This window comes from Methanocalculus sp. MC3 (assembly GCF_054767395.1).
In genome coordinates, this window is record NZ_BAABMP010000005.1 from 17,893 (window position 1) to 32,222 (window position 14,330).

A 14,330-nucleotide genomic window follows, 5' to 3' on the forward strand; every position below is an offset into this window, starting at 1 on the left:
TTTGCCATTAACAAGAAATAAGTCAGTTCTTAGTGATGTTTGTATCGACAAAAATGCAAACAAAACTAAGAACTAATCAGATTGAACCGAATGACAATATATCCTTTCCTATCGGCACTATTTTCCTCGTTAATCAGCTGTATGAAGTCCTGGATTTTCGCGATATTTTCGGGAAACACAAGACAAGAGGTATCGATATCAATAATCTGCTTCGAGCACTCATCAGCTACAAACTGACAGATAACTTCAGCATCAAACGATCCCACGACTGGATCAACCGGCCTGAAGTTCGTGCCGAATTCACCCTCCCTTCATTCAGTGAAAGAACACTCTACCGTGTCCTTGAAACCCTTGGTACCAACCGGGATGAAATCATCTCCGACATCCAGGATGTCCTGTTTTTGAGATACGATTTTGAGCATACCAACATCAACATGGACTGGACCAGCATAGTCCTTCATGGCACTGAAGCCCGGCTTGGAAAGTATGGATACAGCCGGGATCATCGGCCAGATAAAAAACAGATCACCGTTGGTATCACTGAACTTGCCGACCCAATCAATATCCCAATTGGGATGACAATTGAACCCGGCAATCTCAATGATCAGACCCATTTCAAGAAGACGTATCGCCAGTCAAGCAACCGGCTCAAAGAGGGATCTCTGGTAATATTTGACAAAGGAGCGAACAGTGTCACCAATACCCAGATGATCCGGGCAGATAATCTCCAGTACATCACCGGAAAGAAGCTCAACAAAAGCGACGACAAGATAATCGCTGAATTCGAGACATATAATCCTCAGATGGTTGATGAGGAATCAGGAATCCGCGGGATTAAAATCGAGAAGCCAAACAGTACGAACTATCTCTACTTCTCAGAAAAGCTGCAGAAAGAGCAACTGGAATCCAGAGCCAGAAAAGTCGTTCGGGAGATAAAAGAAGCAGAGGCCATTCAGGAGAGTATTGACAAGAATAAGGCTCTTCCGAAACGATTCCGGATAAACAATCTTCTTGTGGATGTGGACTACTCCATCCAGACAAAGTTGATTGAACTCTCTGAAGATGATGCTGTCAGGCTTCTTGAAGAGAAGTTCATCACTGGGAGAGAGGGATTCTTCTGCCTGAAATCGAGTAAGAATTTGACACTTACTGAAGCTCTCCAGACCTATCGAAAAAAGGACTCGATCGAGAAGATATTCAACTCACTCAAGAACGAGATCGAGATCAAACCATTGCGCGTATGGACTGATAATAGCATTTATGGCGCTCTAATCATTGGGTTTATTGCACAGTTGTTTGTCTCCCTGATCCGATTTGAGATCCCGGAACTGAAGCATACATCAACAAAATTCATCAAAACGGCGCTATTGAATTTGACAGTTACGGTTGATTCGTGGATGAGGAAGACAAAAAGGTTCATTCACTCCAATTTTGATGCCATTAACACGATGGTTTTACGGCATAATTGGGCAGTTACATGAAATATTGATGGGAAAATCGTCAACTGTCAAATACAGTTTCTCGATGAAATTCTGGAAAAATAAGATCACGATAGTGGATGCTCCCATTTGGTGGCCGAAGCCAAAGTGGCAAACTTAGGTTACAAAATAATATATTCTGAGAAAGGCAACAAAAGGACTCCTGCCTGAGGCGATCAGGTGCCGGATGGACAAGCGCGGCTTCTCAACACCGGAGGAGGTCTGGATGAGAGAGGCAATGCAACCCGAAATCCTAAAGCTCCTCACCTCCCCCTCATTCATATCACGCCCCTACTGGAATGCAGATGAGGTACTTGCAAGCTACCGTGACTTCGTCGAGGGACGTTCATCCTATTCAGGCGAGCTCTGGCGGATCATCTGCACCGAACTCTGGCTCAGGCAGTGTATTGACATGCGCGGCGACCCTTAAGATTGCAAGTACCAGAGACCTGAAGGATATAGTGGGGTATCCCCTTGGGGGTGGGCAGAAATGACAAAATTCCATAACCAAAGGGAGAATACAACCCTTATATCGAGAACATGAGTGACAGAAATTGACGAGAGTGACTTTTGAGCCCATCAAACCACCGATCTGACTTATAAAACCTCCCCATTTTTCCGTCATTCTGCGCTCCTCTGAAAAATCCCATCAATTTATACGTTATTTCCCTCATTTTTCCTGGTCTTCTCACCTTTTTTGCGCCCCTAAGAGGGGTTTTCAGTCAGGTTTATATACTCAGCGTACGACTGGCTCATGGACTCCAGCATTGAGTTCTCGGAAAAAGCAGGTCGAATTAAAGAGATTGAACAGGGAACCTCTATCTCAGAATTCCTGAGTTCATCGCATCTGCACACAATTGCACAGACCATTGAACGAGAATACTACCCCACAGGAAGCACCAGATTCCGTTATCCGGTTCATCTCCTGCTGAAACTCCTTATCATCAAGTGTTTCAGGAAACAATCCTATGCCCGGACAATTCTTCTCCTGACAGACGAGGATTGTTTTCATCTTGGGGCAGAGTTGGGCGAAGATGGGTACATCATACCCAATTCAGCAACACTCCACTACTTCGTGAAATACCGTCTCGGAGTCAAGGGGATGAAACGGCTCATGCACCTTGTCGGCGAGGCAATCCTTCTCTGGGCACAGAATGAGATGGTAGGTATCATTGATTCAACTCCGATTGAAGCTTCCCGGTACGACAAATATGCTCCGTTTCATCCGCACTACTCGGTGAAGATGGATAAAGCGCATATCTTCCATCTGGGACCATACCCTCTTGCAATGGTCTATTCGTATGGAACCGATGCTGATCCATCTCATCTTCTACCTCTTCTTAAACGGGTGAAGACATTGAATCCACGGCTCATCAATGTGCTGCTTGATGCAGGATATGACTCATTTGAAGCACATGCTCAGGTTTGGTATCATCTGAATGCCCGACCCTGTATCGATATCCGGGAGGGAGCAGTTCTCCAGAATGAAGGAAATGTTGAGAGAATCAGACACTGGGTCAACAAGCTCTGGAGAGCAGGGGGAGATATCCACGCTCCCCTGGCTCAACAGTTGAGATTCCTCTTCCAGAACGGAAGAGTGGAACAGGTCGGGATGCATTTCCGAAACAAGAATCTTCTCGACCCTGAATTCTCAGCAATCATGCGAAGCCGTGGTGAGTGTGAACGGGTACATGCCCGGATGAAGGCATCAGTTACCTTTCACCTCAGGAGGATTCAGCATGAAAGCCGGGAACTCTATATAATCCTCAACTTTGTTGTTTATCAAATGCTCCTCCTGACGGGGTTGCGTGCCGGGGTGAAGAACCCGACACACCTGAGTACGTTATTCTGAGGACTGATTCCTGCAGTCAGAAGAGGCAAACCCCTTGGTGAGAGGGGAATAAAGAGAGCGATAGCTTTGTCTTTTCAATGGGTTTTTGGGTAATCTGGCAGTGGAACCGTATCGCTGTTCAAGACAAGGGCAGGGATATTGAGCAGTTGAATGATATATTCAGGGCTCATTATGGAGATCTGACGGAATAAATGACCCAGAATTTCATCCCATCAAATCAGGAGGGGTGTTGTTTTGATGGGCTCCCTTTTTCTCGACACTCGTGTGAAAAAAATTATATTTATGATCAGCATATATTAGATTTAATGTCGGCTACGGAAAATATTCCCGTTTCAAAAAAGACCTATAACGAGATTTTAGATCTAAGACTCACCGACGAGACGCTAGATGAGACACTCGCGAGGCTGGTGGATAGAATAAAAAAACAGCGCCTCACAGATGATATCGAAGAAGTCATGGCTCGTAACGATTTCGTGGAGTTAGATCTGTGACATTCCACCTCATGGTGGACAAACGAGGGTTTGAATTCCTTAATTCGCTCGATATCAAAGATCAACGAATTATCAAAGACAAGCTCAAAATCTTACAGGATAATCCATATCCCGGTCAGGATGGAGATAAAGAAAAACTCCATACACATAAGAAACGGGAATCGTACCGCCTCCATATCGCACGTTCATTCACCGTGATCTATACAATCGATCCGGATAAGAAAATCGTCTATATCACTCATATCATGTCTATCGAGAGGGCACACCGAAGATATGGGCACATTTGAAGTATGAGCAAACAGCCAGGCAGAGCACCCTGAAGAAATAAAACCCATCCAAAAAGCAACCCTCATCATCCACCCCGATCAACAGAATATCCATGCGCTACCTCATCACCGGCGGTGCCGGCTTCATCGGATCAAACCTCGCCGATCATCTCGCAGACAGACATGAGATCACCATCATCGATAACCTCGCCACCGGCAGGCAGGAGAATATCAACCATCTTACAAACCACCAAAACGTCACCATCATCAACGGAAGTATCACCGATCCAGACCTGATGCATGAGATTACACAAGACATTGACGGCATCTTCCACCAGGCAGCGATCCCATCAGTCCCCCGTTCGGTAAAAGATCCAATCACCACAAACGAAGCCAACATCACCGGAACCCTCCAGCTCCTCGTTGCAGCAAAAGAGAACGGCGTCCGGAAAGTCGTCGCCGCCTCATCTTCATCTGTCTACGGCGACACCCCCATTCTCCCAAAAGTTGAGACCATGCCGCCAAACCCACTCTCCCCCTATGCCGTCACAAAACTGACTGACGAGTATTATGGAAAAGTCTTCACCGAACTCTACGGCATCCAGACGGTCTTCCTCAGGTACTTCAATGTTTTTGGTACGCGGCAGGATCCCGCCTCTGAATATGCCGCGGTTATCCCGAAGTTCATTACACGACTCCTGAAGAACGAAAGCCCGACCATCTACGGCGATGGAGAGCAGACACGCGACTTCACGTACATTGCGGACGTTGTCCAGGCAAACAGAAAAGCAATGGAGAGTGATGCAACCGGCGTCTACAACATCGCCTGCGAAAGAAGGATCAGCCTTAATGAACTGGCAGAAACCCTGATGGAGATCACGGGCAGCAATCAACCAATCATCTACGAGCCATCGCGGGAGGGGGATATCAGGGACTCACTCGCCGACATCTCACGGGCGAAGGCGGCGTTTGGCTACAACCCGGAGTATACGCTTGAAGAGGGATTGCGAGAGACAGTGGCGTGGTTTAAGGAACATAGGTAATCATCCCAAAAACATATTCTTTCCCAAATCCCAAAATCTCTCTGGATCAGATTCGGAAAAATTGCCGATTTCCTCCTGTTTTACACCATAAAACTCTTAAAACCGATAAATCCAATTCATGTATCATCCAGGCAACATACCCTCAAATCATCTCCATTGAGTGCAGAGTAATCTCCTTATGAGCCCATCAAACCACCGATCTGACTTATAAAACCTCCCCATTTTTCCGTCATTCTGCGCTCCTCTGAAAAATCCCATCAATTTATACGTTATTTCCCTCATTTTTCCTGGTCTTCTCACCTTTTTTGCGCCCCTAAGAGGGGTTTTCAGTCAGGTTTATATACTCAGCGTACGACTGGCTCATGGACTCCAGCATTGAGTTCTCGGAAAAAGCAGGTCGAATTAAAGAGATTGAACAGGGAACCTCTATCTCAGAATTCCTGAGTTCATCGCATCTGCACACAATTGCACAGACCATTGAACGAGAATACTACCCCACAGGAAGCACCAGATTCCGTTATCCGGTTCATCTCCTGCTGAAACTCCTTATCATCAAGTGTTTCAGGAAACAATCCTATGCCCGGACAATTCTTCTCCTGACAGACGAGGATTGTTTTCATCTTGGGGCAGAGTTGGGCGAAGATGGGTACATCATACCCAATTCAGCAACACTCCACTACTTCGTGAAATACCGTCTCGGAGTCAAGGGGATGAAACGGCTCATGCACCTTGTCGGCGAGGCAATCCTTCTCTGGGCACAGAATGAGATGGTAGGTATCATTGATTCAACTCCGATTGAAGCTTCCCGGTACGACAAATATGCTCCGTTTCATCCGCACTACTCGGTGAAGATGGATAAAGCGCATATCTTCCATCTGGGACCATACCCTCTTGCAATGGTCTATTCGTATGGAACCGATGCTGATCCATCTCATCTTCTACCTCTTCTTAAACGGGTGAAGACATTGAATCCACGGCTCATCAATGTGCTGCTTGATGCAGGATATGACTCATTTGAAGCACATGCTCAGGTTTGGTATCATCTGAATGCCCGACCCTGTATCGATATCCGGGAGGGAGCAGTTCTCCAGAATGAAGGAAATGTTGAGAGAATCAGACACTGGGTCAACAAGCTCTGGAGAGCAGGGGGAGATATCCACGCTCCCCTGGCTCAACAGTTGAGATTCCTCTTCCAGAACGGAAGAGTGGAACAGGTCGGGATGCATTTCCGAAACAAGAATCTTCTCGACCCTGAATTCTCAGCAATCATGCGAAGCCGTGGTGAGTGTGAACGGGTACATGCCCGGATGAAGGCATCAGTTACCTTTCACCTCAGGAGGATTCAGCATGAAAGCCGGGAACTCTATATAATCCTCAACTTTGTTGTTTATCAAATGCTCCTCCTGACGGGGTTGCGTGCCGGGGTGAAGAACCCGACACACCTGAGTACGTTATTCTGAGGACTGATTCCTGCAGTCAGAAGAGGCAAACCCCTTGGTGAGAGGGGAATAAAGAGAGCGATAGCTTTGTCTTTTCAATGGGTTTTTGGGTAATCTGGCAGTGGAACCGTATCGCTGTTCAAGACAAGGGCAGGGATATTGAGCAGTTGAGTGATATATTCAGGGCCCATTATGGAGATCTGACGGAACAAATGACCCAGAATTTCATCCCATCAAATCAGGAGGGGTGTTGTTTTGATGGGCTCCTTATATCTCAACAGATCCTCGCATACGTATATGTATACATACGTATGTGTACGTACATAAGAAAAGGAAATGAATTCTAAGGCTAAATCGGAAAAATACCCTCTCCCAGAGCGGAAAAGAAAACAGATCACTCTAACGATCGATCCCGATCATTATGATTTCATCAAGAAGGAAGGCATTAATGCCTCCCGATTCTTCGATAATGCGATAAATGCGCTTAAAACGAATGCTCAGTATGCGACCGTACTAATTGGAACTCATACGAACCCCGAATTACAAAACGAAGCTCAAAAAAGATGGGCCTGTCCGGATTCGAACCGGAGATCTTCGCCGTGTAAGGGCGACGTCATAACCAGCTAGACCACAAGCCCTGTGATTCCTGAATATATTGCCTTTTCCCGAATTAAAGCCTGCCGATCAGATGCACTCGTTGAGAACGTCCATCTGAACAATACATGATGATAAACAGGTAGAAAGGGGAGGAAAACCCCCCTCATTACCAGATAATCCACTTCAGAGTAATCCAAACGATTTCAAGGTTACTTCAGGGTTTACCTTGCCCACGTGGTAGACTACACCCTCGGAAAGCTCGTTAATCACTACTTCTGCGGGTGAGAAGAGCGAGGTGTCGATCTGGTAGAAGTCGTAGTTTGCTTCCTTGAAGATCTCGTTGAATGGCTTGCCATATCCCTTTGATGTGTTGCTTGGGATCTTTTCGAGATAGTCTTTGATCTCGGGCGCATTCATCGTCAGGCAGATCCGTCCGTGGTAGATGGTGGCATCGTTTGTAACACCCATCGCAAGCTTCGGGCCGCGTACAGGCGGGATCGGAGCGGTTCCAAAACCGGAGATGATCTTCTTTGTGTCAAAGCCAAGTTCATTCAGCTTGTACACCGCGGTCTCGACACAGCGGCCGGCGACCTGAATCGAGCCAACCATCGAGGAGGTCGGAGCAACAACAGCTGCAACATTCTCAACTTCGACATTGCAGCCCTCTGCAATCTTCTCCATCACTTCGCCATTTGGCAGGATGTCCGACTCAAGGCAGATGACTGCGACATCAAATTCATCCTCGTATTCAATCACTTCATAGGTGTGCTTCGGCTTCAGTGAGAGAGCACGGGCGGGGCCGCTCCCCATTGCGAAGTAGTTCCCAGATTTGATCGTCCAGCCAGCCTTCTGTGCGCCAAGACAGGAGATCGCGGGGAAATCCGTGTTGATATCGATGAAGGGCTGGGGGAAGGAACCGATCTCACCCATGCGATAGGAGACCTCGCCGAGTCCGCCCATGCAGATACGGGTGAAATATTCACCGGCACCATACCCGCCCGGAACCGAAACACCGCAGTCGACGATCCGTGAACCATTATCAAGTTCGTGGTACGCGACATTCAGGAGATCTGAAATTTCTACAAGCTCTTCAAAAAGATCCAATCCAAGTTCATTTACACTAACCATACAATCCCTCTGGCATCAATTATGAGTGAGGGAGAATAGATAAGAGTTGCCAAATTATCTGAAAACTACCCAAGCTCTGCAAGCACCATGCCAGGTGCAAACCGAAGGCCAATCTCCCGGGTCCGGCCGCGACCGGCTCTATAATCCAGATTGATCAGCCTGATCGTATCGAGTTTCTGAACGATCTCATAATACCGGGTATAGCCAATTCCCATCTCCTCTTTCACCCGGGTATGTACCTCCCCGGCGGACATCTCCAACCCGCCCTCTGACATTGAAGCGATCACGCCGAGAACGGCTTTTTCATCATCCCGGAGCGACCGGATGAGGGAGACGAGATGGAACCGTTCTGAGACCTCATAGGCACGGCATATATCATCACGGCAGACAGAACGGCGCGCATCCCGCTCTGCAAGGAGCCCGGCCCGTTTCAGAAGATCGATCCCAACACGGAGATCTCCGCCCCGCATCGTCTGGTCAACAACAAGCTGGAGCATCTCCTCTGACAGGACACCAGGATAAAACCCCTGACCCACCCGCATCCTGAGAATCTCTTCTACTTCCGAGGCAGAGTAGGGAGAGAAGAAGACCTCGGTCGGCCTGAGGACGGAGGCAACGCGGATCTCAAAGACTTTCTTGAAATCGACATCCATATCCGAGAAGACCACGATCACTCCCACCCGGACTGACTCATACTCCTCATGCGCACGGAGCAGAGGATAGAGGACATTATTTATCTCATTTTCATAGAGCAGGTAGTTTGCATCATCCAGGCAGATAATCAGCGTCAGATCCTCTTTCTGGAGGAGGCGGCAGACTGCATCATAGACCTGCTTGAAGCTGGTTCCGGTCGGCTGCGGCTGGTGGCCGGCAAGCCGCTTGTAGACCTTGGCAAGGATCGCATACCGGGTATTGTCAATCTTGCAATTTACATGGACACAGGCAATCTTTTTTGTATTCTCCTCAATCTCCTCGAAGAGTTTCCGGATCGATGTCGTCTTCCCGGTTCCGGGAGGGCCGCGGCAGAGGGAGTTGAGCGGCCGGCCCCCGCGAAGTGCTGGTTGGATCTGAAATGAGAGAGCAGAAAGCTGCTCTTCCCGGAACCGGAACTCGTCAGGAACAAAATCGATCTCAAAGACTGTCAGATCCCGGAAAAGGGTCTCATCCCACATCAGCAGCTTCTTCGTCACTACACCAACTCCCGGTCACGACCGGTTCATGCACGCCTTACAGAGGGTCTTGTTCATAAAGAGATGGCTTACATCATGCTGGACCTTGTTCACCTCCGCGCCGCAGGCTTCACAGACAAATGGCTGGGCGGCCTGAGATGCTGTGCTTGCAGGAGGAGCAGCACTCTCTGCTGCTGGTGCCGGGACAGGATCAACAGGAGAGGCAGCCTCCGGGACGGACTCCGGTTCAACAGGAGAGGCATTATCTTCAGGAGGCAAAGCCGTCCCAATCTCCGGATTCTCCCCGGAGTCCGGCTCTTCCAGAGGCGGATAATCAGGTGAACTGGGTTGCGGGTCAGGGGTATCCACCCCGGAGAGATCGCGATCCGGCTCCTCCTCACTATATGATTCATCCCCGGGAACCGGACAGGAGGCTATACCTACCACAAGCTCCTCTGATGGAGGCTCATCCCGGAGACGAGAGCCAAAGACCCGGCTCCGATAATGATCGACACGCTCTCTCGTCACCTCATCATCACGCCCGATACCGGAGAGCACACCATCCAGAAATGCGATGAGTTCTGTGGCATCCTCGTCCGACTCCACCTCACCGGCCACATCAAACCTGATATTCTCGTAATTATCCAGGTTGATCGTGATGCCGATCGTCATCTGCCTGTGTGTACCCATACAATCACTATCCCCTCACGGAGGAATATGGTTTGCGGAAGAACCATCCCATCCAAACGCACATAGAAAAGTGGCAGATGATGAGAGTTACCCCCGCTGACATCCCGGATGATGACGCAGGGATCTGATGCCACCTATTCTGAAAAGAGAAGAGGCAGGAGTTCCGGCCCCCTGATCAACCCGTATGAGCCCTTTTCAGCTTCCCGCTCCGAATAGCTCCCGCACTCATCCTGCCCTTTTCCAAGGACCGCAAAGGGAACCGGATCAGAGGTGTGCGTCTTTACGCGAAGCGGAGTCGGATGATCGGGGAGCACGGCAATGATGCCATCAAATTCTGCAAGCGCGATACCAATTACTTCATCCAGCCGCTCGATCGCCTTCACCTTCTCTTCAAGGCTCCCAAGATGCCCGGCTTCATCAGGTGCCTCGACATGCACGTACACGAAGTCAAGCCGCTTCAGCGCGTCCAGTGCATACCGGATCTTGGCCTCATAGTCGGTATCGAGATATCCGGTTGCTCCGGGAACCTTGATCACCTCCATGCGGGCAATTGTCGCAATTCCAAAGAGGAGATCGACTGCTGAGATCATCCCGCCGGATCTCCCGTACTGTTCTTCAAATGACGGAATTTTCGGAGTCTGCCCCCCGCTCCACGGCCAGATGGAGGTTGCAGGAGATTGTCCTTTCTCAATTCGTTTCAGATTCACCGGGTGGCCGGCAAAGACCTCTGCCGAGACCTCCATACAATGACGCAGGATATCCGCGTCTGCTCCTGTCGGCAGATAGGAATCGATCGGCTGCCCGACGATATCATGCGGAGGGGTGGAGGATGCCCCGCTCCCATGATGAAAGACGAGCAGGTTTCTGTAGCTGATCCCCGGATAGAGAGTTACGCCATCAAGTTCCTTCTGAAGCGAGGCAAAGAGCTCTTTTCCCTCGGAACTAGAGATATGACCGGCAGAGAAATCCTCCATCACCCCGTCCCGGATCGTCACCAGGTTGCAACGGTATGCGATATCGCCTGCTGCAAGCGCAACACCCATCGAGGCCGCCTCCAGCGGACCGCGCCCGGTATAGTAGAGGGCCGGATCATAGCCGAGGACAGAGAGATTTGCAACATCTGATCCTGGTTCAAAACCCGGAGGTACCGTTTCCAGCAGGCCCATCCGGCCATTCCGGGCAATGGCATCCATGTTCGGGGTAGAAGCATACTCAAGCGGGCTCAGCCCGCCGAGTGCTTCAATCGGCTCATCTGCCATCCCATCCCCAAGGATAAGGAGGCATTTCCTCTTCATTCCCTCTACTTCCTCCAGATGCATCATTACTAGATCTGCCGGGAGTATCATTAATAGTCTCTTGAGCGCACATGATCTACTCTGTGAAACCTGACATCTCATTCCGTGAAGCTGCCGGAATCTTTCTCCGCGGCCTCATCATGGGCGGATCCGACATCGTACCCGGTGTCTCCGGAGGCACCATGGCGTTTATCACCGGCATTTACGGGCGGCTCGTCCATGCAATAGCCGCTGTGCGCCCGCATACCGCGATCCGGCTTCTAAGGGGAGACATTCAGGGGTTCAAAGATGATGTACAGGCAGCCGATCCCCTTTTCTTGATCATCCTGCTTGCCGGGATCGGCACCGCCGCCCTCCTGATGTCATGGGCGATCCTGCATATCCTTGAGACCTGGCCTGGCGAGGCATTCGGACTCTTTCTTGGGATCATCCTAGCATCTGCCGTTGTGATCGCCATCCAGATCGAGTCTGCCAGAAAAAGTGCCATCATCTTCATTGGTGCAGGCCTTTTAGTCGGATACATGATCGGAAGCATCCCCGCAGGATCATTTGGCCACTCTCTCCCGATGATCTTTCTAACCGGTATGATCGCCCTCTGTGCGATGATCCTCCCTGGAATATCGGGCGCATACCTCACCCTCATCCTCGGGCAGTACGAGTATATGCTTCAGGCACTCAAAGACGTCTCCATCCCTGAGATCATCGCGTTCATTGCAGGAGGGGCAATCGGCATCCTTCTCTTCTCCCGGGCGCTCCGGTACCTCCTTGACCACTACACTGCTGTTCTGCTCGCCTTCCTGACCGGTCTTATGCTCGGATCAACCCGGACATTATTTGAGCGGATTGGGGAGGCGGGGGGATTCACCCCGGAGGTTCTCATCGCGTGTACGACTGGCGTCATCCTGATCGCCGCAGTTGAGCAGATGAGGCGGAAAAAGAGGGATACTATTGTTCACAAAAAATGAGGGGAGGCAGGAATCTTGACATTTTTAATTAATTTTGTTGAAGAAACAAGATGCTCCGGCAGGGGATCGCCATGTTCAAGATATGATTCTATCAGTTTACGGGCGACATCCTGGGCGATCTCCATAGTTTCACTGATTGTTCTACCCTGAGCAATAAGACCCTGAATAGTGTCACTTGTTGCCAGGTATCCCCCTTCATCAAGTTTCCTGATAGTAATTGAGAGCATGTATTCGGACATTGTATCTTCTTCAGCCTCCAGCGTATTCTGATATCATATATCTCTCGTCCACCATACCAAGAGATCGTGCATTAATCCAGATAGGGATTGATCGCTTCGTGGATCAGATTACTAACCAGTCAGTTCAACTTCACCTGCTGCAAGAGGTCTGCAACAGAGCCGGCCATTATGCACATCCTTCATCACCAGATCAATCTTTTTCGAGATCTCAATGGTATAGTACGCTTCACCACAGCGATCACAGATACATGCCGGGACATCCCTGATAACGATGATCTCATCCGCTACTCTGGCAATAAACTCAGTCTTTCCCTCATGCAGAGTTCCTTTACAAAACGTGCATCTCTCTGGAATCAACCTTCTCTCCTCCTTGTTCGTGCATCTATCCAGAACCCTTCATCCGGATTGTATGTTGTAATAACCCGGAGATGATCTTCACAAATCCCAAGTACTAGATGATATGCGTCTTCACGTATAAAACCAAGCATGAGTACAGCAGGACATGGATCGTCATCGGGATATGACTCAATGATCTCCCCACCCCGAATAATTGATTGAAGATCATCAGTTGAAATATTCCTCTCAAACATCCTGACTCGTGCATGATGTGAAATAATGACGGCATCACATTCTGCAAATCTGTTGATCTCTTCTCTTATGTTCACCTCTCCATCCCTTCCTTTGTGTCTGTCCCCATACGATCACAACAAATCAAAGTCACCGATACGATCACAATTCTGATAACCCCGCCCGCACCGCCTCACGGACACTCCTCTCAGATCCAATACCCGGCTTCCATCCAAGCCCCTGAATCCTCTCAACAGAGAGGAGCATCTTCGGGACATCTCCGACCCAGCCTCGATCCCCTCCGGTGAAGGCGAATTCGACATCAGTAAGCCCCATCTCGGATACAACGATCTCTGCAATCGAGACGACATCGATCCAGTCATCAGATCCGATATTATAGATATTATACAGATTGGGGCCATGCTCTGAGGCATAGATCATCCCCTCAACGCAGGCAGCAACCGAGAGATAAGATTTGGTCTGGGTTCCGTCACCCAGGATCTCAAGCTGCTCCGGGTTACTCTTGAGTTTCCTGATAAAGTCAAAGATCACCCCGTGGTTGCTCCGGGGACCAATGATATTAGCAAACCGGAAGACCGATCCTTTCATCTGGTAGGTGTGACAGTACGACGAGATCATCGCTTCAGACGCGAGCTTGCTTGCACCATAGACCGAGATCGGCACCATCGGCGAATATTCCTCAGGTGTTGGGATCACCGATGCCTCGCCATAGACAGTTGATGTGGAGGTGAAGACGATCTCAGGTATCTGGTGCTCCCGCATCGCCTCAAGGACGCGGATAGTGGCAGTGACATTATTCTCATATACTGAGAACGGATGTGCTGCACTCCCCCGTACATCGGGATCGGCGGCAAGGTGAAAGATCCGGTCTGCTCCCCTGCACGAACCCTGCCAGACATCCGAGAGGAGATCGGCTTCGATCAACTCAACCTTTCCCGAATCGATATGCCCTTTGATATGCTCACGGCTCCCTGCTGAGAGCGAATCGATCACACATACACGATCTCCCCGCTCAACCAGCGCATCAACAAGATGAGATCCGATAAATCCGGCACCACCGGTCACGACACTGAACATTATACACTAATAG

16 protein-coding genes and 1 tRNA gene are annotated in these 14,330 nt (G+C 49.5%); 8 read left to right on the top strand and 9 right to left on the bottom strand.

Annotated features, from left to right (window positions below; genetic code table 11):
- Window positions 1-53: 53 nt before the first annotated feature.
- The 7 genes from ACYUBO_RS08885 (at window position 54) to ACYUBO_RS08915 (ending at window position 6,590) form a co-directional block, all read left to right on the top strand.
- On the top strand, window positions 54-1,481 hold the full coding sequence (locus ACYUBO_RS08885; RefSeq protein ID WP_460373726.1) for an IS1634 family transposase: 1,428 nt from the start codon (window positions 54-56) through the stop codon (window positions 1,479-1,481).
- A gap of 136 nt (window positions 1,482-1,617) precedes the next feature.
- On the top strand, window positions 1,618-1,908 hold the full coding sequence (locus ACYUBO_RS08890) for an asparagine synthase-related protein (RefSeq protein ID WP_460372418.1): 291 nt from the start codon (window positions 1,618-1,620) through the stop codon (window positions 1,906-1,908).
- Between the two features lie 324 nt (window positions 1,909-2,232).
- Entirely contained in the window at window positions 2,233-3,330 is a 1,098-nt protein-coding gene (locus tag ACYUBO_RS08895) for a transposase (RefSeq protein ID WP_460371484.1), read from the top strand.
- A gap of 305 nt (window positions 3,331-3,635) precedes the next feature.
- The gene (locus tag ACYUBO_RS08900; protein WP_460373728.1) at window positions 3,636-3,821 is read left to right on the top strand and encodes a hypothetical protein; all 186 of its coding nucleotides are present in this window, start codon (window positions 3,636-3,638) and stop codon (window positions 3,819-3,821) included.
- Window positions 3,818-4,108 (top strand): type II toxin-antitoxin system RelE family toxin, encoded by a 291-nt coding sequence (locus ACYUBO_RS08905; protein WP_460373730.1) that lies wholly within the window; start codon window positions 3,818-3,820, stop codon window positions 4,106-4,108. Before ACYUBO_RS08900 ends, ACYUBO_RS08905 begins: the two co-directional genes overlap by 4 nt.
- Before the next feature lie 92 nt (window positions 4,109-4,200).
- Entirely contained in the window at window positions 4,201-5,130 is a 930-nt protein-coding gene (locus tag ACYUBO_RS08910; RefSeq protein WP_460373733.1) for an SDR family oxidoreductase, read from the top strand.
- Window positions 5,131-5,492: 362 nt separating this feature from the next.
- Window positions 5,493-6,590: a transposase gene (locus tag ACYUBO_RS08915; protein ID WP_460371484.1), complete on the top strand. Its 1,098-nt coding sequence runs from the start codon at window positions 5,493-5,495 to the stop codon at window positions 6,588-6,590.
- A gap of 543 nt (window positions 6,591-7,133) precedes the next feature.
- Here ACYUBO_RS08915 and ACYUBO_RS08920 read toward each other — a convergent pair.
- The 5 genes from ACYUBO_RS08920 to ACYUBO_RS08940 form a co-directional block, all read right to left on the bottom strand.
- Window positions 7,134-7,207, bottom strand: a tRNA-Val gene (locus ACYUBO_RS08920).
- Window positions 7,208-7,349: 142 nt separating this feature from the next.
- A complete protein-coding gene (gene mch, locus ACYUBO_RS08925) occupies window positions 7,350-8,294 on the bottom strand; it encodes a methenyltetrahydromethanopterin cyclohydrolase (protein WP_300331073.1) in 945 nt (314 codons plus the stop codon).
- 65 nt (window positions 8,295-8,359) lie between these two features.
- Window positions 8,360-9,484, bottom strand: coding sequence for an ORC1-type DNA replication protein (locus tag ACYUBO_RS08930; RefSeq protein WP_460373735.1), 1,125 nt, complete (start codon window positions 9,482-9,484; stop codon window positions 8,360-8,362).
- A 15-nt stretch (window positions 9,485-9,499) separates the two neighbouring features.
- Window positions 9,500-10,153: a hypothetical protein gene (locus tag ACYUBO_RS08935; RefSeq protein ID WP_460373737.1), complete on the bottom strand. Its 654-nt coding sequence runs from the start codon at window positions 10,151-10,153 to the stop codon at window positions 9,500-9,502.
- Window positions 10,154-10,287: 134 nt separating this feature from the next.
- Complete coding sequence (locus ACYUBO_RS08940) at window positions 10,288-11,448, bottom strand: cofactor-independent phosphoglycerate mutase (RefSeq protein ID WP_460373738.1); 1,161 nt, start codon at window positions 11,446-11,448, stop codon at window positions 10,288-10,290.
- 83 nt (window positions 11,449-11,531) lie between these two features.
- On the opposite strand from ACYUBO_RS08940, the gene ACYUBO_RS08945 reads away from it, so the two are divergent.
- A complete protein-coding gene (locus ACYUBO_RS08945) occupies window positions 11,532-12,413 on the top strand; it encodes a DUF368 domain-containing protein (protein ID WP_460373740.1) in 882 nt (293 codons plus the stop codon).
- Here the strand turns inward: ACYUBO_RS08945 and ACYUBO_RS08950 are convergent.
- The 4 genes from ACYUBO_RS08950 to ACYUBO_RS08965 form a co-directional block, all read right to left on the bottom strand.
- Window positions 12,401-12,652 carry a type II toxin-antitoxin system HicB family antitoxin gene (locus ACYUBO_RS08950; RefSeq protein ID WP_460373742.1) on the bottom strand — a complete coding sequence of 84 codons (252 nt, stop codon included), beginning with the start codon at window positions 12,650-12,652 and terminating at the stop codon, window positions 12,401-12,403. The genes ACYUBO_RS08945 and ACYUBO_RS08950 overlap by 13 nt on opposite strands.
- A gap of 111 nt (window positions 12,653-12,763) precedes the next feature.
- A complete protein-coding gene (locus ACYUBO_RS08955) occupies window positions 12,764-13,009 on the bottom strand; it encodes a type II toxin-antitoxin system MqsA family antitoxin (protein WP_460373744.1) in 246 nt (81 codons plus the stop codon).
- A complete protein-coding gene (locus ACYUBO_RS08960; protein ID WP_460373746.1) occupies window positions 13,006-13,317 on the bottom strand; it encodes a DUF4258 domain-containing protein in 312 nt (103 codons plus the stop codon). Before ACYUBO_RS08960 ends, ACYUBO_RS08955 begins: the two co-directional genes overlap by 4 nt.
- Before the next feature lie 64 nt (window positions 13,318-13,381).
- On the bottom strand, window positions 13,382-14,317 hold the full coding sequence (locus ACYUBO_RS08965; RefSeq protein WP_460373748.1) for an NAD-dependent epimerase/dehydratase family protein: 936 nt from the start codon (window positions 14,315-14,317) through the stop codon (window positions 13,382-13,384).
- Window positions 14,318-14,330 lie beyond the last annotated feature (13 nt).